The 21788-nt window shown below is 53.9% G+C and carries 15 protein-coding genes, 4 tRNA genes and 2 rRNA genes (1 of these 21 running past the window's edge); all 21 read right to left on the bottom strand.

Annotation, left to right across the window (positions count from 1 at the left end; translation table 11 throughout):
• Window positions 1–52 precede the first annotated feature (52 nt).
• Complete coding sequence (tuf, locus tag B195_RS02505) at window positions 53–1246, bottom strand: elongation factor Tu (RefSeq protein ID WP_003444379.1); 1194 nt, start codon at window positions 1244–1246, stop codon at window positions 53–55.
• A gap of 35 nt (window positions 1247–1281) precedes the next feature.
• Window positions 1282–3387, bottom strand: a complete 2106-nt coding sequence (fusA, locus tag B195_RS02500; protein ID WP_003444381.1) for an elongation factor G — start codon at window positions 3385–3387, stop codon at window positions 1282–1284.
• A 30-nt stretch (window positions 3388–3417) separates the two neighbouring features.
• Window positions 3418–3888 carry a 30S ribosomal protein S7 gene (gene rpsG, locus B195_RS02495; RefSeq protein WP_003444383.1) on the bottom strand — a complete coding sequence of 157 codons (471 nt, stop codon included), beginning with the start codon at window positions 3886–3888 and terminating at the stop codon, window positions 3418–3420.
• 123 nt (window positions 3889–4011) lie between these two features.
• Window positions 4012–4383: a 30S ribosomal protein S12 gene (rpsL, locus tag B195_RS02490; RefSeq protein ID WP_002555494.1), complete on the bottom strand. Its 372-nt coding sequence runs from the start codon at window positions 4381–4383 to the stop codon at window positions 4012–4014.
• Window positions 4384–4599: 216 nt separating this feature from the next.
• Window positions 4600–8799, bottom strand: a complete 4200-nt coding sequence (gene rpoC, locus B195_RS02485) for a DNA-directed RNA polymerase subunit beta' (protein WP_003444386.1) — start codon at window positions 8797–8799, stop codon at window positions 4600–4602.
• A gap of 64 nt (window positions 8800–8863) precedes the next feature.
• Entirely contained in the window at window positions 8864–12937 is a 4074-nt protein-coding gene (gene rpoB / locus B195_RS02480) for a DNA-directed RNA polymerase subunit beta (protein WP_003444388.1), read from the bottom strand.
• A 220-nt stretch (window positions 12938–13157) separates the two neighbouring features.
• Complete coding sequence (rplL, locus tag B195_RS02475; RefSeq protein ID WP_003444390.1) at window positions 13158–13523, bottom strand: 50S ribosomal protein L7/L12; 366 nt, start codon at window positions 13521–13523, stop codon at window positions 13158–13160.
• 80 nt (window positions 13524–13603) lie between these two features.
• Window positions 13604–14104, bottom strand: coding sequence for a 50S ribosomal protein L10 (gene rplJ, locus B195_RS02470; RefSeq protein ID WP_003444392.1), 501 nt, complete (start codon window positions 14102–14104; stop codon window positions 13604–13606).
• A gap of 195 nt (window positions 14105–14299) precedes the next feature.
• Complete coding sequence (rplA, locus tag B195_RS02465; RefSeq protein WP_003444394.1) at window positions 14300–14995, bottom strand: 50S ribosomal protein L1; 696 nt, start codon at window positions 14993–14995, stop codon at window positions 14300–14302.
• Window positions 14995–15426 carry a 50S ribosomal protein L11 gene (gene rplK, locus B195_RS02460; RefSeq protein ID WP_003444395.1) on the bottom strand — a complete coding sequence of 144 codons (432 nt, stop codon included), beginning with the start codon at window positions 15424–15426 and terminating at the stop codon, window positions 14995–14997. The genes rplA and rplK overlap by 1 nt, the downstream gene beginning before the upstream one ends.
• A gap of 116 nt (window positions 15427–15542) precedes the next feature.
• Window positions 15543–16076, bottom strand: coding sequence for a transcription termination/antitermination protein NusG (nusG, locus tag B195_RS02455; RefSeq protein ID WP_003444397.1), 534 nt, complete (start codon window positions 16074–16076; stop codon window positions 15543–15545).
• Between the two features lie 9 nt (window positions 16077–16085).
• Window positions 16086–16454 (bottom strand): preprotein translocase subunit SecE, encoded by a 369-nt coding sequence (secE, locus tag B195_RS02450; protein WP_003444399.1) that lies wholly within the window; start codon window positions 16452–16454, stop codon window positions 16086–16088.
• Between the two features lie 45 nt (window positions 16455–16499).
• A tRNA-Trp gene (locus B195_RS02445) sits at window positions 16500–16575 on the bottom strand.
• Window positions 16576–16824: 249 nt separating this feature from the next.
• Window positions 16825–16900: transfer RNA gene (locus B195_RS02440), tRNA-Thr, on the bottom strand.
• Between the two features lie 26 nt (window positions 16901–16926).
• Window positions 16927–17000 (bottom strand) — tRNA-Gly (locus B195_RS02435).
• 25 nt (window positions 17001–17025) lie between these two features.
• Window positions 17026–17110 (bottom strand) — tRNA-Tyr (locus B195_RS02430).
• 143 nt (window positions 17111–17253) lie between these two features.
• Window positions 17254–17697: a hypothetical protein gene (locus B195_RS02425; RefSeq protein ID WP_003444401.1), complete on the bottom strand. Its 444-nt coding sequence runs from the start codon at window positions 17695–17697 to the stop codon at window positions 17254–17256.
• A gap of 7 nt (window positions 17698–17704) precedes the next feature.
• On the bottom strand, window positions 17705–18448 hold the full coding sequence (locus B195_RS02420; protein ID WP_003444403.1) for a pantothenate kinase: 744 nt from the start codon (window positions 18446–18448) through the stop codon (window positions 17705–17707).
• On the bottom strand, window positions 18438–19385 hold the full coding sequence (gene birA / locus B195_RS02415) for a bifunctional biotin--[acetyl-CoA-carboxylase] ligase/biotin operon repressor BirA (protein ID WP_003444404.1): 948 nt from the start codon (window positions 19383–19385) through the stop codon (window positions 18438–18440). Before birA ends, B195_RS02420 begins: the two co-directional genes overlap by 11 nt.
• 188 nt (window positions 19386–19573) lie before the next feature.
• Window positions 19574–19689: ribosomal RNA gene (gene rrf, locus B195_RS02410) — 5S ribosomal RNA — on the bottom strand.
• 155 nt (window positions 19690–19844) lie between these two features.
• A 23S ribosomal RNA gene (locus B195_RS02405) occupies window positions 19845–21788 on the bottom strand; it runs 955 nt beyond the window's last position.

Here is a 21788-nt window from a genome sequence, read left to right as displayed (position 1 = left end):
ACTCAATAAAAAAAGCCCCCGCTGAGCGGGGGCTTTTTCAGGCAATCATCACTTACGCGATGATTTTGGCTACAACGCCAGCGCCAACGGTACGACCGCCTTCACGGATTGCGAAACGCAGACCGTCTTCCATTGCGATGGTTTTGATCAGGGTGACAACCATTTTGATGTTGTCGCCTGGCATTACCATTTCAACGCCTTCCGGCAGTTCGCAGTTACCGGTCACGTCAGTGGTCCGGAAGTAGAACTGTGGACGGTAGCCTTTGAAGAACGGAGTGTGACGACCGCCTTCTTCTTTGCTCAACACGTACACTTCAGCTTCGAAGGTAGTGTGTGGCTTAACCGAACCCGGCTTAACCAGAACCTGGCCACGCTCTACGTCGTCACGCTTGGTGCCGCGCAGCAGCACGCCGCAGTTCTCGCCAGCACGACCTTCGTCGAGCAGCTTACGGAACATTTCAACGCCGGTGCAGGTGGTAACAGTAGTGTCACGCAGACCAACGATTTCCAGCGGATCTTGAACGCGAACGATACCGCGCTCGATACGACCGGTTACAACAGTACCGCGACCCGAAATCGAGAATACGTCTTCGATTGGCATCAGGAACGGCTTGTCGATAACACGAACTGGATCCGGAATGTAAGTATCCAGAGTTTCAACCAGTTTACGAACGGCAGTGGTGCCCATTTCGTTGTCGTCTTTGCCTTCCAGCGCCATACGAGCAGAACCGATAATGATCGGAGTGTCGTCGCCCGGGAAGTCGTAAGTGCTCAGCAGATCGCGCACTTCCATCTCAACCAGTTCCAGCAGCTCAGCGTCGTCTACCAGGTCAGCCTTGTTCAGGAAGACCACGATGTACGGAACGCCAACCTGACGGGACAGCAGGATGTGCTCACGAGTTTGTGGCATCGGACCATCAGCGGCCGAACAAACCAGGATCGCGCCGTCCATCTGGGCAGCACCAGTGATCATGTTCTTCACATAGTCAGCGTGACCTGGGCAGTCAACGTGAGCGTAGTGACGGATCAGCGAGTTGTATTCAACGTGCGCAGTGTTGATGGTGATACCACGAGCTTTTTCTTCTGGCGCGCTGTCGATTTTATCGAAGTCAACGATGGCCGAACCGAAAATCTCGGAGCAAACACGAGTCAGAGCTGCGGTCAGCGTGGTTTTACCATGGTCAACGTGACCGATAGTGCCAACGTTGACGTGCGGTAGGGAACGATCAAATTTTTCTTTAGCCACGACAATTAACTCCTTGCCTAAAGGACTGAACTAAATCAGCCTTGTTTTTTAGTAACAGCTTCGACGATGTGCGACGGAGCTGTATCGTATTTTTTGAATTCCATAGAGTAGCTTGCGCGACCCTGAGACATGGAACGAACGTCGGTCGCATAACCGAACATTTCACCCAACGGAACTTCAGCACGAATTACTTTGCCGGAGACCGTATCTTCCATACCCTGGATCATGCCGCGACGACGATTCAAGTCGCCCATCACGTCACCCATATAGTCTTCAGGTGTAACAACCTCTACCGCCATGATCGGCTCAAGCAACTCACCGCCGCCTTTGGAGGCCAGTTGCTTGGTAGCCATGGAAGCAGCCACCTTAAACGCCATCTCGTTGGAGTCGACGTCGTGGTAAGAACCATCAAACACGGTAGCCTTCAGGCCGATCAGCGGATAGCCGGCAACAACACCGTTCTTCATCTGCTCTTCGATACCCTTCTGGATAGCCGGGATGTATTCCTTAGGAACCACACCACCTACCACTTCGTTCACGAATTGCAGACCTTCCTGACCTTCGTCAGCAGGAGCAAAACGGATCCAGCAGTGACCAAACTGGCCACGACCGCCGGACTGACGAACGAACTTGCCTTCGATCTCACAGCTCTTCGTGATGCGCTCACGATACGAAACCTGAGGCTTACCGATGTTGGCTTCGACGTTGAACTCACGGCGCATCCGGTCAACCAGGATGTCCAAGTGCAGCTCGCCCATGCCAGAAATGATCGTTTGACCAGTTTCTTCATCAGTTTTTACGCGGAAAGATGGATCTTCCTGAGCAAGTTTGCCCAGAGCGACACCCATTTTTTCCTGGTCATCTTTGGTCTTTGGCTCAACGGCAACCGAAATAACCGGCTCCGGGAAGTCCATACGAACCAGGATGATTGGCTTGTCAGCGTTGCACAAGGTTTCACCAGTGGTGACGTCCTTCATGCCGATCAAGGCCGCGATGTCACCAGCGCGTACTTCCTTGATCTCTTCACGGGCGTTTGCGTGCATTTGCACCATACGACCCACGCGCTCTTTCTTGCCTTTAACCGAGTTGATTACGCCGTCGCCGGAGTTCAACACGCCCGAGTAAACTCGAACGAAGGTCAAGGTACCCACGAATGGGTCGGTAGCGATCTTGAACGCCAGAGCCGAGAACGGCTCGCTGTCGTCTGCATGACGCTCCAGCTCGATAGTCTCGTCATCCGGGTCAGTACCCTTGATGGCAGGAATATCGGTAGGTGCAGGCAGGAAGTCGATAACGGCGTCGAGAACCAGGGGAACACCCTTGTTCTTGAAGGAAGAACCGCAAACAGCCAAGACGATCTCACCAGCGATAGTACGCTGACGCAGAGCAGCCTTGATTTCTTCGATGGTGAATTCTTCACCTTCGAGGTACTTGTTCATCAGCTCTTCATTGGCTTCGGCAGCAGCCTGAACCATGTTGTCGCGCCATTCGTCAGCCAGTTCCTGCAGTTCAGCAGGGATAGGCTTACGAACAGGAACCATACCTTTGTCAGCATCGTTCCAGTAAACAGCTTCCATGTTGATCAGATCAATCTGACCCTGGAAGTTGTCTTCAGAACCGATAGCCAGCTGGATTGGAACCGGAGTGTGACCAAGACGCTTCTTGATCTGCTCAATCACGCGCAGGAAGTTAGCACCGGCACGGTCCATCTTGTTTACGTAAACAAGACGCGGAACGCCGTATTTGTTGGCTTGACGCCATACGGTTTCCGACTGAGGTTCAACACCCGAAGTACCGCAGAACACAACAACCGCGCCATCGAGTACACGCAGGGAACGTTCAACTTCAATAGTGAAGTCAACGTGGCCCGGGGTATCGATTACGTTGAAGCGATGCTCGTCTTTGTACTGCTTGGCAGAACCTTTCCAGAAGGCGGTAATAGCAGCAGAAGTAATGGTAATACCACGCTCCTGCTCCTGAACCATCCAGTCTGTGGTCGCGGCGCCATCATGCACCTCGCCCATCTTGTGACTTTTGCCAGTGTAAAAAAGGACGCGCTCGGTGGTGGTGGTTTTACCAGCATCCACGTGAGCAACGATACCAATGTTACGGTAGCGGTTAATCGGTGTAGTACGAGCCATAAAGCCCTCGCAAAATGAGTAGCGCTGAAATTAGAAGCGGTAGTGCGAGAAAGCTTTGTTAGCTTCAGCCATACGGTGCACGTCTTCACGCTTCTTAACTGCTGCGCCCTTGCCTTCAGCAGCATCCAACAGTTCGCCAGCCAAGCGCAGAGCCATAGACTTCTCGCCGCGCTTGCGGGCGAAGTCTACCAACCAGCGCATTGCCAGGGCGTTACGACGGGACGGGCGAACTTCGACCGGAACCTGGTAAGTAGCACCGCCTACACGGCGCGACTTCACTTCGACCAGCGGAGCGATGGCGTCGAGAGCTTTCTCGAAGATTTCCAGGGGATCGCTGTTCTTGCGTTCTTTAACCTTGTCCAGCGCGCCATAAACGATACGCTCGGCAACGGCTTTCTTGCCGCTTTCCATCACGTGGTTCATGAACTTGGCCAGGATTTGGCTTCCGTATTTTGGATCGTCAAGCACATCGCGCTTGGCTGCTACGCGTCTTCTTGGCATGGATAAGCCCTCAAACGGTCTTCAGGTTAGCTCGGAACCATTACACCCAGAGGATGCACGTCCGACCTTACTCTTATCGACTCAGAAAAAAAGAAATCTGCATTATTTACAAGCGACCGAAAACTACTTCGGCTTCTTGGTACCGTACTTCGAACGACCCTGGTTACGACCTTTAACACCGGAAGTATCCAACGAACCGCGAACGGTGTGATAACGAACACCTGGCAAGTCTTTTACACGACCGCCACGAATCAGTACCACGCTGTGTTCTTGCAGGTTGTGACCTTCACCACCGATGTACGAGGAAACCTCGAAACCGTTGGTCAGGCGCACACGGCATACTTTACGCAGTGCCGAGTTAGGTTTTTTCGGCGTAGTTGTATACACACGGGTGCATACGCCACGACGTTGCGGGCAGTTTTGCAGCGCAGGCACGTCGGATTTCTCGACGATACGCTTACGCGGCTGACGTACCAGCTGGTTGATAGTTGCCATCTACTAGCTCCACTGTTGTCTTGCGACGCTATTGTCTTGCAAGAAAAGCAAAATGGCAGGAACGAATTCCCGCCAAATTTAGGGGTACAAGAGTCTAAAGAGGATCTTGTCCCCAGTCAAGGCAAGGCCCCGACCTTCCCACTCATCTAACCAAGACAAAATGTCTCGATTCGATGAACGGAACGACCGGGGCCTACCTTTCAATCAGCTCAGAACTCAGTTACCGCTCGAGTTCAGTGCTTCGGTCAGTGCAGCTTCCACTTCACTGGCGCTTACGCGCAACGGTTTGTCAGCCTCACGACGACGCTTGCGCTCGCTGTGGTATGCCAGACCGGTACCAGCCGGGATCAAACGACCCACGACCACGTTTTCTTTCAGGCCGCGCAGGTAATCGCGCTTGCCGGTTACCGCTGCTTCGGTCAGTACGCGGGTGGTCTCTTGGAAAGAGGCCGCGGAGATGAACGATTCAGTCGACAACGACGCCTTGGTGATACCCAACAGAACGCGAGTGAACTTGGACACGAACTTGTCTTCGTTGCCCAGGCGCTCGTTCTCGACCAGTACATGCGTCAACTCCATCTGGTCGCCCTTGATGAAGGTGGAATCGCCAGACTCGGCAATCTCAACTTTACGCAGCATCTGACGCAGAATGGTCTCGATGTGCTTGTCGTTGATTTTTACGCCTTGCAGACGGTAAACGTCTTGAATTTCGTTAACGATGTACTTGGCCAGCGCACTCACACCCAGCAAACGCAGGATGTCGTGTGGATCGCTCGGACCGTCGGAGATAACTTCGCCGCGGTTCACTTGTTCGCCTTCGAAGACGTTCAGGTGACGCCACTTTGGAATCAGCTCTTCGTACGGATCAGTACCGTCGTTCGGAGTAATGACCAGACGGCGCTTGCCCTTGGTCTCTTTACCGAACGCGATGGTGCCGCTGACTTCAGCCAGAATCGAGGCTTCTTTCGGACGACGGGCTTCGAACAAGTCAGCAACCCGTGGCAGACCACCGGTGATGTCTCGAGTTTTCGAAGTTTCTTGCGGAATACGAGCGATAACGTCACCGATCGCGATTTCCGCACCATCCGCTACACCGACCAGGGCGTTCGCCGGCAGGAAGTACTGAGCCGGTACGTCGGTACCTGGCAACAGCAGATCCTTGCCATCAACACCAACCATCTTGACGGCTGGACGGATGTCCTTGCCGGCAGCTGGACGGTCTTTGGCATCAAGTACTTCAATGTTGGTCATACCGGTCAATTCGTCAGTCTGACGCTTGATCGTGATGCCTTCTTCCATGCCCACGTAGGTCACGGTACCTTTCATTTCGGTAACGATTGGGTGAGTGTGCGGATCCCACTTGGCTACGATAGAGCCAGCGTCGACCTTGTCACCTTCTTTAACCGAAATCACGGCACCGTACGGCAGCTTGTAGCGCTCGCGCTCACGACCGTAGTCATCAGCGATTGCCAGCTCACCGGAACGGGATACTGCTACCAGGCAACCATCTACCCGCTCAACGTGCTTCAGGTTGTGCAGACGGACAGTACCGCCATTCTTCACCTGAACGCTGTCAGCAGCAGAGGTCCGGCTAGCCGCACCACCGATGTGGAACGTACGCATGGTCAGCTGTGTACCCGGCTCACCGATCGACTGGGCAGCGATTACGCCGACAGCTTCACCGATGTTCACCTGGTGACCACGGGCCAGATCGCGACCGTAGCACTTGGCACAGATACCGAAGCGGGTTTCGCAGCTGATTGGCGAGCGTACGATTACTTCGTCGATGCTGTTCAGCTCGATGAATTCAACCCACTTCTCGTCGACCAAGGTGCCTGCAGGAACGATAACTTCATCGGTACCCGGCTTGAATACGTCACGGGCGATTACTCGACCCAGTACGCGCTCACCCAACGGCTCAACAACGTCACCGCCTTCAATGTGCGGAGTCATCAGCAGACCGTGTTCGGTCCCGCAGTCGACTTCAGTCACAACCAGATCCTGCGCAACGTCTACCAGACGACGCGTCAAGTAACCGGAGTTAGCAGTTTTCAAGGCGGTATCCGCCAGACCCTTACGAGCACCGTGAGTAGAGATGAAGTACTGAAGTACGCTCAAACCTTCACGGAAGTTCGCAGTAATCGGCGTTTCGATGATGGAGCCATCCGGCTTGGCCATCAGACCACGCATACCGGCCAGCTGACGGATCTGCGCTGCAGAACCCCGTGCGCCGGAGTCGGCCATCATGTACATCGAGTTGAACGACTCTTGCTCAACCTCAACGCCGTGACGGTCAATAACCTTCTCTTTCGAGAGGTTCGACATCATTGCCTTGGAGACTTCGTCGTTAGCTTTCGACCAAAGGTCGATTACTTTGTTGTACTTCTCGCCCTGTGTTACCAGGCCCGAGGCGTACTGACTTTCGATCTCTTTCACTTCATCGGTTGCAGCCGCGATGATGCGGGCTTTTTCATCCGGGATAACGAAGTCGTTAACACCGATGGAAACGCCGGAAATGGTCGAGTAAGCAAAACCGGTGTACATCAACTGGTCAGCGAAAATCACGGTCTCTTTCAAACCAACCACGCGGTAGCACTGGTTGATCAGCTTGGAGATCGCCTTTTTCTTCATCGGCAGGTTGACGACATCGTACGACAGACCTTTTGGCACAACCTGGTACAACAAGGCACGGCCGACAGTGGTGTCGACAATACGAACGTTGCTCACGCTGCCGCCGTCACGGTCGTTGACGGTTTCGTGGATACGCACTTTGACCTTGGCGTGCAGTGCGGCTTCGCCGGCACGGAACACACGGTCAACTTCCTGCAGATCCGCGAACACACGACCTTCGCCTTTGGCGTTGATCGCTTCACGCGTCATGTAGTACAGACCCAATACAACGTCCTGCGACGGAACGATGATTGGCTCACCGTTGGCTGGCGACAGAATGTTGTTGGTCGACATCATCAACGCACGCGCTTCCAGCTGGGCTTCCAGCGTCAGCGGTACGTGCACGGCCATTTGGTCGCCGTCGAAGTCGGCGTTGTACGCAGCACAGACCAACGGGTGCAGCTGGATAGCCTTACCTTCGATCAGTACCGGTTCAAACGCCTGGATACCCAGACGGTGAAGGGTCGGTGCACGGTTGAGGAGAACCGGGTGTTCGCGAATGACTTCTGCGAGAACGTCCCAAACCTCTGGCAATTCGCGCTCAACCATTTTCTTGGCGGCTTTGATGGTGGTCGCGAGACCGCGCATTTCAAGCTTGCCGAAGATGAACGGCTTGAACAGCTCGAGAGCCATTTTTTTCGGCAGACCGCACTGGTGCAGACGCAGGGTCGGACCTACGGTAATTACCGAACGACCCGAGTAGTCAACACGCTTACCGAGCAAGTTCTGACGGAAACGACCCTGCTTACCCTTGATCATGTCAGCCAGGGATTTCAGAGGACGCTTGTTGGAACCGGTGATAGCGCGGCCACGACGGCCGTTGTCGAGCAATGCGTCGACCGCTTCTTGCAACATACGCTTTTCGTTACGCACGATGATGTCCGGAGCGGACAGATCAAGCAGGCGCTTCAAGCGGTTGTTACGGTTGATCACTCGACGATACAGATCGTTGAGGTCGGAAGTCGCGAAACGACCACCATCCAGCGGAACCAAAGGACGCAGATCTGGCGGCAGAACCGGCAGAACGGTCAGTACCATCCACTCCGGAAGGTTGCCGGAGCCCAGGAAGGCTTCCATCAACTTCAGGCGCTTGGACAGTTTCTTGATTTTGGTTTCGGAGTTGGTTTGCGGAATCTCTTCGCGCAGACGGCCAATCTCGTGCTCCAGATCGATAGCGTGCAGCAGTTCACGGACAGCTTCAGCACCCATACGGGCATCAAAGTCGTCGCCGAACTCTTCCAGCGCTTCGAAGTACTGCTCATCGTTCAGCAGCTGACCTTTTTCCAGAGTGGTCATGCCCGGATCGATAACGACATAGCTCTCGAAGTAGAGAACGCGTTCGATATCACGCAGGGTCATGTCCATCAGCAAGCCGATACGGGACGGCAGCGATTTCAGGAACCAGATGTGAGCAACCGGCGATGCCAGTTCAATGTGAGCCATGCGCTCGCGACGGACCTTGGCCAGTGCGACTTCAACGCCACACTTCTCACAGATCACACCGCGGTGCTTCAAGCGCTTGTACTTACCGCACAGGCACTCGTAATCCTTAACCGGGCCAAAGATTTTGGCGCAGAACAGGCCGTCACGCTCAGGCTTGAACGTACGGTAGTTGATGGTTTCCGGCTTTTTAACTTCACCGAACGACCACGAACGGATCATCTCAGGCGATGCCAATCCAATACGGATGGCGTCGAACTCTTCGACTTGACCCTGGTTTTTCAGCAAATTCAGTAGGTCTTTCAAGGCCTTTCCTCCTGGCGGAGCAGAGAGCGGGCAATACCGCCCCACTCTCGATTCACGTCACGTGTTATTCGGTTTCCAGATCGATATCGATGCCGAGGGAACGAATTTCTTTGATCAACACGTTAAAGGACTCGGGCATGCCCGGCTCCATACGGTGATCGCCGTCCACGATGTTTTTGTACATCTTGGTACGACCGTTCACATCATCCGACTTCACTGTGAGCATTTCTTGCAGAGTGTATGCCGCGCCGTAAGCTTCCAGCGCCCAAACCTCCATCTCCCCGAAACGCTGACCACCGAACTGTGCCTTACCACCCAGCGGCTGCTGGGTAACCAAGCTGTAAGAACCGGTAGAACGAGCGTGCATCTTGTCGTCTACCAAGTGGTTCAGCTTCAGCATGTACATGTAGCCAACAGTAACCGGACGTTCAAACTGGTTGCCGGTACGGCCGTCAGTCAGCGTCATCTGGCCGCTGTCCGGCAGATCTGCCAGGCGCAACATTGCCTTGATTTCGCTTTCCTTGGCACCGTCGAACACCGGGGTAGCCATCGGCACACCGCCACGAAGGTTCTTCGCCAGGTCCAGGATTTCCTGGTCGGAGAAGTCATCCAGGCTTTCTTGACGACCGCCAATCTCGTTGTAGATCTCATGCAGGAACTTGCGCAGGTCAGCAACCTTGCGCTGCTCTTCAATCATGAGGTTGATCTTCTCGCCCAAACCTTTGGCTGCGAGGCCCAGGTGAGTTTCGAGAATCTGACCAACGTTCATACGCGAAGGTACGCCCAACGGGTTGAGGACCACATCCACCGGGGTGCCATTGGCATCGTACGGCATGTCTTCAACCGGCATGATCACGGAGACCACACCTTTGTTACCGTGACGACCAGCCATCTTGTCACCCGGCTGGATGCGACGACGGATTGCCAGGTAAACCTTGACGATTTTCAGCACGCCCGGAGCCAGGTCATCGCCCTGCTGCAGTTTGCGCTTCTTGTCTTCGAACTTGTCGTCCAGCAGACGACGGCGATCGATGATGTAAGCCTGGGCTTTTTCAAGCTGCTCGTTCAGAGCATCTTCAGCCATGCGCAGTTTGAACCACTGACCATGCTCAAGACCGTCCAGGACCTCATTGGTGATTTCCTGGCCTTTCTTCAGACCGGCTCCACCTTCGGCAATACGGCCGACCAGTGCAGAGCGCAGACGTTCGAAAGTGGCGCCTTCAACGATGCGGAACTCTTCGTTCAGATCCTTGCGGATCTCGTCCAGCTGGGTCTTCTCGATGGACAGTGCACGAGCATCACGCTCAACGCCGTCGCGAGTGAAGACCTGCACGTCGATGACAGTACCTTTGGTACCGGTAGGTACACGCAGGGAGGTGTCTTTAACGTCGCTGGCTTTTTCACCGAAGATTGCACGCAACAGCTTCTCTTCCGGAGTCAGCTGGGTCTCGCCTTTCGGAGTGACCTTGCCTACCAGAATGTCGCCCGCGCCAACTTCAGCACCAACGTAAACGATACCGGCTTCGTCCAGTTTGTTCAGTGCAGCTTCACCCACGTTCGGGATGTCTGCAGTGATCTCTTCAGGCCCAAGCTTGGTGTCACGTGCCACACAGGTCAGTTCCTGGATGTGGATCGTGGTGAAGCGATCTTCTTGAACAACCCGTTCCGACAAGCAGATGGAGTCTTCGAAGTTGTAACCGTTCCAGGCCATGAACGCGATGCGCATGTTCTGACCCAGAGCCAGCTCACCCATATCGGTGGACGGACCGTCGGCCATGATGTCGCTGCGCTGCACTCGATCACCCTTGCGAACCAGCGGACGCTGGTTAATGCAGGTGTTCTGGTTGGAGCGGGTGTATTTGGTCAGGTTGTAGATGTCAACACCGGCTTCGCCAGTTTCTACTTCGTCATCTGCAACACGTACCACGATACGGCTTGCATCAACGGAGTCGATCACGCCACCACGACGAGCCACGACGCAAACGCCGGAGTCACGGGCTACGTTACGCTCCATGCCGGTACCAACCAGCGGCTTGTCAGCGCGCAGGGTAGGTACAGCTTGACGCTGCATGTTCGAACCCATCAACGCACGGTTGGCGTCATCGTGCTCGAGGAACGGAATCAACGACGCTGCAACCGACACAACCTGCTTCGGCGAAACGTCCATCAGGGTGACGTCTTCCGGCGCCTTGACGGTGAATTCGTTCAAGTGACGAACAGCTACCAGCTCGTCGATCAGGACTTTCTTGTCGTTCATCGTGGCCGAGGCCTGAGCGATCACGTGATCAGCTTCTTCGATGGCGGACAGGAATACGATCTCGTCGGTGACCAGAGCGTCTTTCACCACGCGGTACGGGCTCTCAAGGAAGCCGTACTGGTTGGTGCGCGCATAGGCGGCCAGGGAGTTGATCAGACCGATGTTCGGACCTTCCGGCGTTTCAATCGGGCATACACGACCGTAGTGAGTCGGGTGTACGTCACGAACTTCAAAGCCTGCACGCTCACGCGTCAGACCGCCCGGGCCCAGTGCAGATACACGGCGCTTGTGGGTGATCTCGGACAGCGGGTTGTTCTGGTCCATGAACTGCGAGAGCTGGCTGGAACCGAAGAACTCTTTCACCGCCGCAGCCACTGGCTTGGCGTTGATCAGGTCTTGCGGCATCAGGCCTTCGCTTTCAGCCATCGACAGACGCTCTTTGACCGCGCGTTCAACACGCACCAGGCCAACGCGGAACTGGTTTTCAGCCATTTCGCCTACACAGCGAACACGACGGTTACCCAGGTGGTCGATGTCATCGACGATGCCTTTACCGTTACGGATGTCGACCAGAGTCTTCAGTACCGCGACGATGTCTTCTTTGCACAACACGCCCGAACCTTCGATCTCGGTACGACCGATACGACGGTTGAACTTCATCCGGCCGACCGCAGACAGGTCATAGCGCTCAGGGCTGAAGAACAGGTTGTTGAACAGAGTCTCGGCAGCGTCTTTGGTTGGCGGCTCGCCTGGACGCATCATGCGATAGATCTCGACCAGCGCTTCCAATTGGTTGCTGGTGGAGTCGATCTTCAGAGTGTCGGAGACGAACGGACCGCAGTCGATATCGTTGGTGTACAACGTTTCGATACGAACAACCTGGCTCTTGGCGACTTTCGCCAGAATCTCGGTGGTCAGCTCGGTGTTGCACTCAGCAATGATTTCGCCGGTAGCCGGATGCACGATAGCCTTGGCCGTTGTGCGACCCAGGACATAGTCCAGAGGCATAACGAGCTCTTTGATACCGGCTTTTTCCAGCTGGTTGATGTGACGAGCAGTAATACGACGACCTTGCTCGACAATCACCTTGCCTTTGTCATCGGTAATATCGATGGCCGCAATTTCACCGCGCAGGCGATGAGGTACCAGTTCCAGGCTGATGCTTTCGCCCTGAACGTGGAATACGTTGGTGGTGTAGAACGCGTCCAGCACCTGCTCAGTCGTATAACCCAGCGCGCGCAGCAGTACCGATGCAGGCAGCTTGCGACGACGGTCAATACGGACGAACACGCAGTCTTTCGGATCGAACTCGAAGTCCAACCACGAACCGCGGTAAGGAATGATACGCGCGGAATAAAGCAGTTTACCGGAGCTGTGCGTCTTGCCGCGGTCGTGGTCAAAGAACACGCCCGGGGAACGGTGCAACTGGGAAACGATTACACGCTCGGTACCATTGATTACAAAGGTACCGTTTTCAGTCATCAGGGGGATTTCACCCATGTAGACTTCTTGCTCTTTGATGTCCTTGATCGCTTTGTTCGACGATTCTTTGTCGAAAATGATCAAACGAACTTTTACCCGCAAAGGTACGGCGTAAGTTACACCGCGCAACACGCATTCTTTAACATCAAATGCCGGCTCGCCCAAGCGATAACCGACGTACTCCAGCGCAGCATTGCCGGAGTAGCTGATGATCGGGAAAACGGATTTGAAGGCCGCATGCAGGCCCACGTCGCGGAACTGATCTTTAGTCGCTCCCGCCTGCAAGAATTCACGATACGAATCCAGCTGGATTGCCAAGAGATACGGCACATCCATGACGTCCGGCAACTTGCTAAAGTCCTTGCGGATACGTTTTTTCTCAGTATATGAGTAAGCCATCAGCGTTCCCCAGCTTGGTCACCTGCTTGTTTGGCCTCTCCCGACGGGAGCAGCCAGAAAATCGTGCAAACCCCTTGGTTTGCTCCACCGCACAGGGTGGTTACAGCACGTTAGAGGCGCCGACCCAGTCGGCAGCCAATAACGGAAAAAGGCCGGTGGCAAGAGCCACCAGCCATCAGCCTTCTGCTTAACGCTTGGGCTGGAGACGCAAGGTCGAGGCTTACTTCAGCTCGACTTTAGCGCCTGCTTCTTCCAAGGCAGCCTTGGCTTTGTCAGCTGCGTCTTTCGCAACAGCTTCCAGAACAACGCTAGGAGCGCTGTCTACTACTGCCTTGGCTTCTTTCAAGCCCAGACCAGTCAGCTCGCGAACAGCCTTGATCACGTTAACTTTCTTCTCGCCAGCTTCCAGCAGCATGACGTTGAATTCAGTTTGCTCTTCAACAACAGCAGCGGCAGCAGCAGGACCAGCAGAAGCAGCAGCAGCGGAAACGCCGAATGCTTCTTCCATTGCCTTGATCAGCTCAACGATTTCCAGAACGGATTTCGAACCGATTGCGTCGATGATTTCTTGAGTAGTCAGAGACATGACTATAAATTCCTGTATTGGGGTGACAGCCTAGGCGGCTATCGAAATAAACAATAAACGCTGAAAGGAGTAGCTCAGCCTTAGGCTGCAGCAGCTTCTTTCTGGTCGCGAAGTGCCGCCAGAGTACGAGCCAATTTGCTGGTAGCGCCTTGAATCACGCTCATCAGCTGAGAAATTGCTTCGTCACGGGTCGGCAGACTTGCCAGTACGTCGATCTGATTAGCTGCGAGGAACTTGCCCTCGAACGCAGCTGCCTTGATCTCGAACTTATCCTGACCTTTAGCGAACTCTTTGAACAAACGGGCAGCAGCACCTGGATGTTCGTTGGAGAATGCGATCAAGGTCGGGCCGGTGAACACGTCGTTGAGAACACTGTATTCAGTGTCAGCAACAGCGCGCTTGAGCAGGGTGTTACGTACAACACGTACGTAAACGCCAGCTTCACGAGCCTCTTTACGGAGTCCGGTCATAGCGCCTACTGTCACGCCGCGGGCATCAGCCACAACAGCAGACAGGGCAACTTTGGCAGCCTCGTTGACTTCAGCGACGATGGCCTTCTTGTCTTCGAGTTTAATTGCCACGGGTTTAACTCCTGCTTGTTACCGTTTCATCTGGCCTGAGCCGGATGTCGTTTTGGTGTCTGATTCGGTAAGGAACCGGGAGCACCATCTGCGTAGGCTTGAGGTTTAAGGCTTTCGCCGCCTACGGTCTTGGATAGCCCCCGCCAGGCAGGGACCCCAATCTTTCATTGGCGCGGCAAGCCACGCCAATTTGTCTTACGCGTCCAGAGAACCCTGGTCGATGACCAGGCCCGGGCCCATAGTGGTGCTCAGGGTAACGCGCTTAACGTAAATACCTTTCGAGGAAGCTGGCTTGATACGCTTCAGATCAGCGATCAGGGCTTCAACGTTTTCCTTCAGCTTGACGGCATCAAAGCCGATCTTGCCAACGGAAGTGTGAATGATACCGTTTTTGTCAGTGCGATAACGAACCTGACCAGCTTTTGCGTTCTTAACCGCAGTAGCTACGTCTGGAGTTACAGTACCAACCTTAGGGTTAGGCATCAGACCACGTGGACCAAGGATCTGACCCAGCTGACCTACAACACGCATTGCGTCCGGGGATGCAATAACTACGTCATAGTTCAGGTCGCCGCCTTTCATTTCGGCAGCCAGGTCGTCCATACCAACGCGATCAGCGCCGGCAGCCAAAGCAGCTTCAGCAGCTGGACCCTGGGTGAACACAGCTACACGTACAGTCTTGCCAGTGCCGTGTGGCAGCACAGTAGCGCTACGAACAACCTGGTCAGATTTACGTGGGTCTACGCCCAGGTTAACAGCGATGTCAAAAGACTCGCTGAACTTGACAGTGGACAGCTCAGCCAGCAAAGCAGCAGCGTCTACAAAGTTGTAAGACTTGCCAGCTTCAATTTTACCGGCGATTGCCTTTTGACGCTTAGTCAGCTTAGCCATTACACACCCTCCACGTTAAGGCCCATGCTACGAGCAGAACCGGCGATGGTACGCACGGCTGCTTCCATATCAGCTGCAGTCAGATCCGCGTTTTTGGTTTTCGCGATTTCTTCCAGCTGAGCACGGGTAACAGTGCCAACCTTAACGGTGTTTGGACGAGCGGAACCGCTAGTCAAACCGGCAGCCTTCTTCAGCAGAACCGAAGCAGGAGTCGATTTGGTTTCGAATGTGAAGCTACGGTCGCTGTATACAGTGATGATCACTGGAGTCGGCAGGCCAGCTTCAATACCCTGAGTACGGGCGTTGAAAGCCTTGCAGAATTCCATGATGTTCACACCGTGTTGACCCAAAGCTGGGCCGACAGGTGGGCTTGGGTTGGCCTGAGCGGCCTTCACTTGCAGCTTGATGTAAGCGGTAATCTTCTTGGCCATGAGGCACTCCAATTACGGGTTCAGACGCCTAGAAAGGCTCCCCGGTTACTTGCGCGTTTATCCCAGTGACGACAAAACCCCACAGCCTAAGCCATGGGGTTGGGATTCGTGTTCAGCTAGACCTTTTCGACCTGGCTAAACTCTAGCTCTACCGGAGTAGAGCGACCGAAAATGAGCACTGCCACTTGGATGCGACTCTTTTCGTAGTTAACTTCTTCGACGGTGCCATTGAAATCAGCGAACGGGCCATCGGTGACACGAACAACTTCACCTGGCTCGAACAGTGTTTTCGGCTTGGGCTTGTCGCTACCATCAGCAACACGACGCAGAATTGCTTCTGCCTCTTTATCGGTGATTGGCGCCGGTTTATCGGCGGTACCACCAATGAAGCCCATTACGCGAGGGGTATCCTTGACCAAGTGCCAAGTCCCTTCGCTCATGTCCATTTGTACCAGCACATAGCCAGGGAAGAACTTGCGTTCGCTTTTGCGTTTCTGGCCATTACGCATTTCAACCACTTCTTCAGTGGGAACCAGAATTTCGCCGAAGCCTTCTTCCATGCCTGCCAGCTTAATACGCTCAATCAAAGAGCGCATAACATGCTTTTCGTAACCCGAATAAGCATGCACTACGTACCAACGCTTAGCCACGGGACACCCTTAGCCAACAATCAAGGAAACGAGCCAGCCGAGCAGGGAATCTAAACCCCACAACAGCAACGCCATAACTAGAACAACAGCCACCACGATCAACGTGGTCTGCGTAGTTTCTTGGCGAGTTGGCCATACGACTTTACGAATCTCAGTACGAGCTTCCTTCACCAAGACAGAGAACGACTTGCCTTTTGCCGTCTGCAAGCCCACATAGGCAGCAACAGCAGCAATCACAAGAAGTGCAATGACACGATACAGGATCGGCGAACCAGAATAATACTGATTCCCAACAACGCCAACCACCACAAGAGCAACCACTACAAGCCACTTGAGGAGATCGAAGCGAGAGCCTTGAACTTCAGCCTTGGGAGTCATCTAAGAGGATCCTGTGAAAAGAAAGCCAGACGCAATGAGCGAATCTGGCAGGTCAGGAGGGAATCGAACCCCCAACCTACGGTTTTGGAGACCGTCGCTCTGCCAATTGAGCTACTGACCTAAAACATTATCGAGCCGCGAATTATGCAGGCACGAGAGAGACTTTTCAACAACCAATGCAATTACTTTTGCCTCAAGCCTGGCAACACCAAACTTTCGACCCTGCGAACAGCAGAATGCGAGCTGATCACAACAGTAACACCAACCAGAGCAGCGACACCCAAAACACCTGGCACCACCGGCAAACACTCCGGACAGGCTATGCACCTGTTAAAACAAAGGCAGATATTTTCATATCTGCCTTGTTATATGGAGCTCTTGAGCGGATTTGAACCGCTGACCTCACCCTTACCAAGGGTGTGCTCTACCAACTGAGCTACAAGAGCAAAACACATCGCAAAAACAGCAAGACTGGAGCGGGTGGCGGGAATCGAACCCGCATCATCAGCTTGGAAGGCTGAGGTTCTACCACTAAACTACACCCGCAAATCTTGCTATTCGAGCTTAAATATGGTGGAGGGGGAAGGATTCGAACCTTCGAAGTCGTAGACGTCAGATTTACAGTCTGATCCCTTTGGCCGCTCGGGAACCCCTCCTAAGCGAGGCAGAATTCTACATCATTCTACCCTTCTGTCAAGCACTTTCTTCAAGCAATTCAGGAAGTTAGCAACTTGACTCACTTCACACTTCAAAGCCTGTTTGGCGTTCACTGTGGAGCGGGCGCCATTCTATGCAAAGATCAGGGTAGCTGCAAGCCCTCACAGTGCATTTTTTTGAGTTTTAACTCATTGAATTCATTAGCAAGGTTCTGCAACAGCATTTCATTGACCCTGGCGCTGCTCTCGGGATTGATTTGAATAGCATATCCAGCCAAATCCCCCGCAGCGACATCAGCTCTTTGCGTACGGATATCCATATCGGCGAGCCTGCGCTGGACCCTGTCCAGCTGATCCTCACTGGAGATATTCCCCAGGTAGATACACTCCGCACCCGCCCCAGGTGCAGCCTGGGGCTCAGCGACGGCTAACGAGGGGCGAGCCTCGCTGAGCAGACTGATACCCTGCTGACTCCCCTTGTACAACGACAATGAAACAACCTCCTTGGCCCTGACAGGCGCCTCTTGCTGATGCCATATGTAATAGAAAACATTCAGAACAACCAGCAACAGAAACAGCCAACGCATAAGAACCTCAGGAGAAGGGACAAGCTACAGCCAAGCCGACAAATACAAGATCCGGCACCAATCGGGCGCCCGGGACCATATCGCTCACCAGGCTAGCGTCACCTCCCGTGAGAAAAACCTCAAACTCTTGCCCCCAGTAATCACGCGCCAATTCCAACTGGGTCAAGACAAATCCCCGCATCATCAACAAGCATCCACGCTCTACGGCCTCAGCCGTTGTACGACCAGGAGCCCGTAAAAGCAGTGCCTGCTCGGCAGAAAAATCGTCATATCTGATTCGTCGCGTGTGCGTGCGCAGCTGATCGCGCATCAAGGGCATTCCCGGGCAAATAAAGCCACCTAAATGGCTGCCATCTGGCGCGACAAAATCTGCCGTTACAGCGGTGCCAAAATCCAGGACCAGACACGCACCCTTTGCCAACTCATATCCACCGACGAGAGCAAGCCAACGATCCAGCCCCAAGCGGGAAAAATCTTCGTAACCATTGCTCACACCCGAAACGCTCCTGGCCGGCATGGCGCATGCAACCCCGACCCCGAAAGCCGAGGCTATGCCAGCTACCAGGCTGGCGGTCTCTTCATCGGTACGCACGCTGACCAGTCGACACTGGACGACATTCAATGCAGGAACAGCTCGCACCGAAGCTATCAGACCGATATCGGAATCTACGACCCCTCCACCAGCGACTCTGCCACCATCGAGCACACGCCACTTTATAAAGCTGTTGCCGCAGTCCAGTTCAAGAATCATGGCGCAACCTCAGGCTAAGCTCGCCACCGCTAAACACCTTCTCCTCGCCCTCTACGCGCAAGCGAAGCGCACCCTGCTGATCAATGCCCATGACCGTCCCATCCACCTGATGCACTCCAGCAATCAACGACACTTCACGCCCTTGCCACAAATGATTGCTCTCCCACTCTGCCTGGATCGCTGCAAACCCGGACGACTCATGGCGCTTAAGGTATGTGAGCAAACTCTGATTAAGGCTGGACACCAGCGAATTACGGTTTATGGCTTTGCCAGACTCCAGAAAAACCGAGGTCCATGCCTGATCCACCTCACTGGCGATCCGCATATTGGCATTGATACCAATACCAATCACCAGGTGACAGACATCGGCAGGATCACCCACCAGCTCAAGCAAAATTCCGGCGATCTTTTTATTACCGACCAACACGTCATTTGGCCACTTGAGCCCCGCCCTCTCGATACCCATTTCTCGAAGAGCACTCAAAACTGCCAAGCCGACCACCAGGCTGAGGCCTTCTAGCTGGCGCATGCCGCCGTCCATCCGCAGAACCAGACTGTAATAAATATTCTCTGCGAAAGGGCTGACCCACTTGCGCCCCCTACGTCCCCGTCCAGCAAGTTGACGCTCAGCCAGAATGACGAAGGGAGCAGTCTGACCGCGATCAATGGCGCGCAAGGACTCGGCATTCGTTGAGTCAAGGGATTCATGGATAGAGACTGGCCAGGGACCGGCAGCCATTTGTTCGTGCTCGAGCAGCTCGAGAGGAGCTGCCAGCTGGTAGCCACGACCACGAACCTTGTGAATCGACAAGTTCAATTCTGACTCCAGGTGCTGAAGCTGTTTCCACACAGCACTACGGCTGACGCCGAGCGCAGCTCCCAGCGCCTGCCCTGAATGAAATCGACCATCTTTGAGTAGTTTCAACAACGTCAGCATGCAAGTACCGCCTCACAATCAGGCACGCATAATAGCCATGAGCAGCGCTATTGCATAGAAAGCCCGAGAGTTGTCGCAAGCCAAAATCCACCTGTAGAAACGCTTTGTGCAGGCGTTGCACCGATGTTTTTTTCGGCACAAAAACAAACCCCCTGTCTGCGTGAGCAGACAGGGGGTTTGGAATTTAATCTTGACGATGACCTACTCTCACATGGGGAAACCCCACACTACCATCGGCGATGCATCGTTTCACTTCTGAGTTCGGGATGGGATCAGGTGGTTCCAATGCTCTATGGTCGTCAAGAAATTCGGTAGCCAGCGCGTTTTACCTTGCGGTCAACGTTCCAGCGAATGGGTATGTAATAGATTTGTGTGTTGTGCAAACTTTCGGTTTGTATCGTCTTCACACACCGCAACTTGTCTGTTCTTGCAACCAAGAACGCAAATTGCTTGGGTGTTATGGTCAAGCCTCACGGGCAATTAGTATTGGTTAGCTCAACGCCTCACAGCGCTTACACACCCAACCTATCAACGTCGTAGTCTTCGACGGCCCTTTAGGGAACTCAAGGTTCCAGTGAGATCTCATCTTGAGGCAAGTTTCCCGCTTAGATGCTTTCAGCGGTTATCTTTCCCGAACATAGCTACCCGGCAATGCCACTGGCGTGACAACCGGAACACCAGAGGTTCGTCCACTCCGGTCCTCTCGTACTAGGAGCAGCCCCTCTCAAATCTCAAACGTCCACGGCAGATAGGGACCGAACTGTCTCACGACGTTCTAAACCCAGCTCGCGTACCACTTTAAATGGCGAACAGCCATACCCTTGGGACCGGCTTCAGCCCCAGGATGTGATGAGCCGACATCGAGGTGCCAAACACCGCCGTCGATATGAACTCTTGGGCGGTATCAGCCTGTTATCCCCGGAGTACCTTTTATCCGTTGAGCGATGGCCCTTCCATACAGAACCACCGGATCACTAAGACCTACTTTCGTACCTGCTCGACGTGTCTGTCTCGCAGTCAAGCGCGCTTTTGCCTTTATACTCTACGACCGATTTCCGACCGGGTCTGAGCGCACCTTCGTACTCCTCCGTTACTCTTTAGGAGGAGACCGCCCCAGTCAAACTACCCACCATACACTGTCCTCGATCCGGATAACGGACCTGAGTTAGAACCTCAAAGTTGCCAGGGTGGTATTTCAAGGTTGGCTCCATGCAGACTGGCGTCCACACTTCAAAGCCTCCCACCTATCCTACACAAGCAAATTCAAAGTCCAGTGCAAAGCTATAGTAAAGGTTCACGGGGTCTTTCCGTCTAGCCGCGGATACACTGCATCTTCACAGCGATTTCAATTTCACTGAGTCTCGGGTGGAGACAGCGCCGCCATCGTTACGCCATTCGTGCAGGTCGGAACTTACCCGACAAGGAATTTCGCTACCTTAGGACCGTTATAGTTACGGCCGCCGTTTACCGGGGCTTCGATCAAGAGCTTCGCGTTAGCTAACCCCATCAATTAACCTTCCGGCACCGGGCAGGCGTCACACCCTATACGTCCACTTTCGTGTTTGCAGAGTGCTGTGTTTTTAATAAACAGTCGCAGCGGCCTGGTATCTTCGACCGGCGTGGGCTTACGCAGTAAATGCTTCACCCTCACCGGCGCACCTTCTCCCGAAGTTACGGTGCCATTTTGCCTAGTTCCTTCACCCGAGTTCTCTCAAGCGCCTTGGTATTCTCTACCCAACCACCTGTGTCGGTTTGGGGTACGGTTCCTGGTTACCTGAAGCTTAGAAGCTTTTCTTGGAAGCATGGCATCAACCACTTCGTTAACTAAAAGTTAACTCGTCATCAGCTCTCGGCCTTAGAATCCCGGATTTACCTAAGATTCCAGCCTACCACCTTAAACTTGGACAACCAACGCCAAGCTGGCCTAGCCTTCTCCGTCCCTCCATCGCAATAACCAGAAGTACAGGAATATTAACCTGTTTTCCATCGACTACGCTTTTCAGCCTCGCCTTAGGGACCGACTAACCCTGCGTCGATTAACGTTGCGCAGGAAACCTTGGTCTTTCGGCGTGGGTGTTTTTCACACCCATTATCGTTACTCATGTCAGCATTCGCACTTCTGATACCTCCAGCAAGCTTCTCAACTCACCTTCACAGGCTTACAGAACGCTCCTCTACCGCATCATCCTAAGATGATACCCGTAGCTTCGGTGTATGGTTTGAGCCCCGTTAAATCTTCCGCGCAGGCCGACTCGACTAGTGAGCTATTACGCTTTCTTTAAAGGGTGGCTGCTTCTAAGCCAACCTCCTAGCTGTCTAAGCCTTCCCACATCGTTTCCCACTTAACCATAACTTTGGGACCTTAGCTGACGGTCTGGGTTGTTTCCCTTTTCACGACGGACG

The sequence above is a fragment of the Pseudomonas sp. Lz4W genome (assembly GCF_000346225.2).
Classification (GTDB): domain Bacteria; phylum Pseudomonadota; class Gammaproteobacteria; order Pseudomonadales; family Pseudomonadaceae; genus Aquipseudomonas; species Aquipseudomonas paraversuta.
This window is presented reverse-complemented; position numbering and strand designations above follow the sequence as displayed.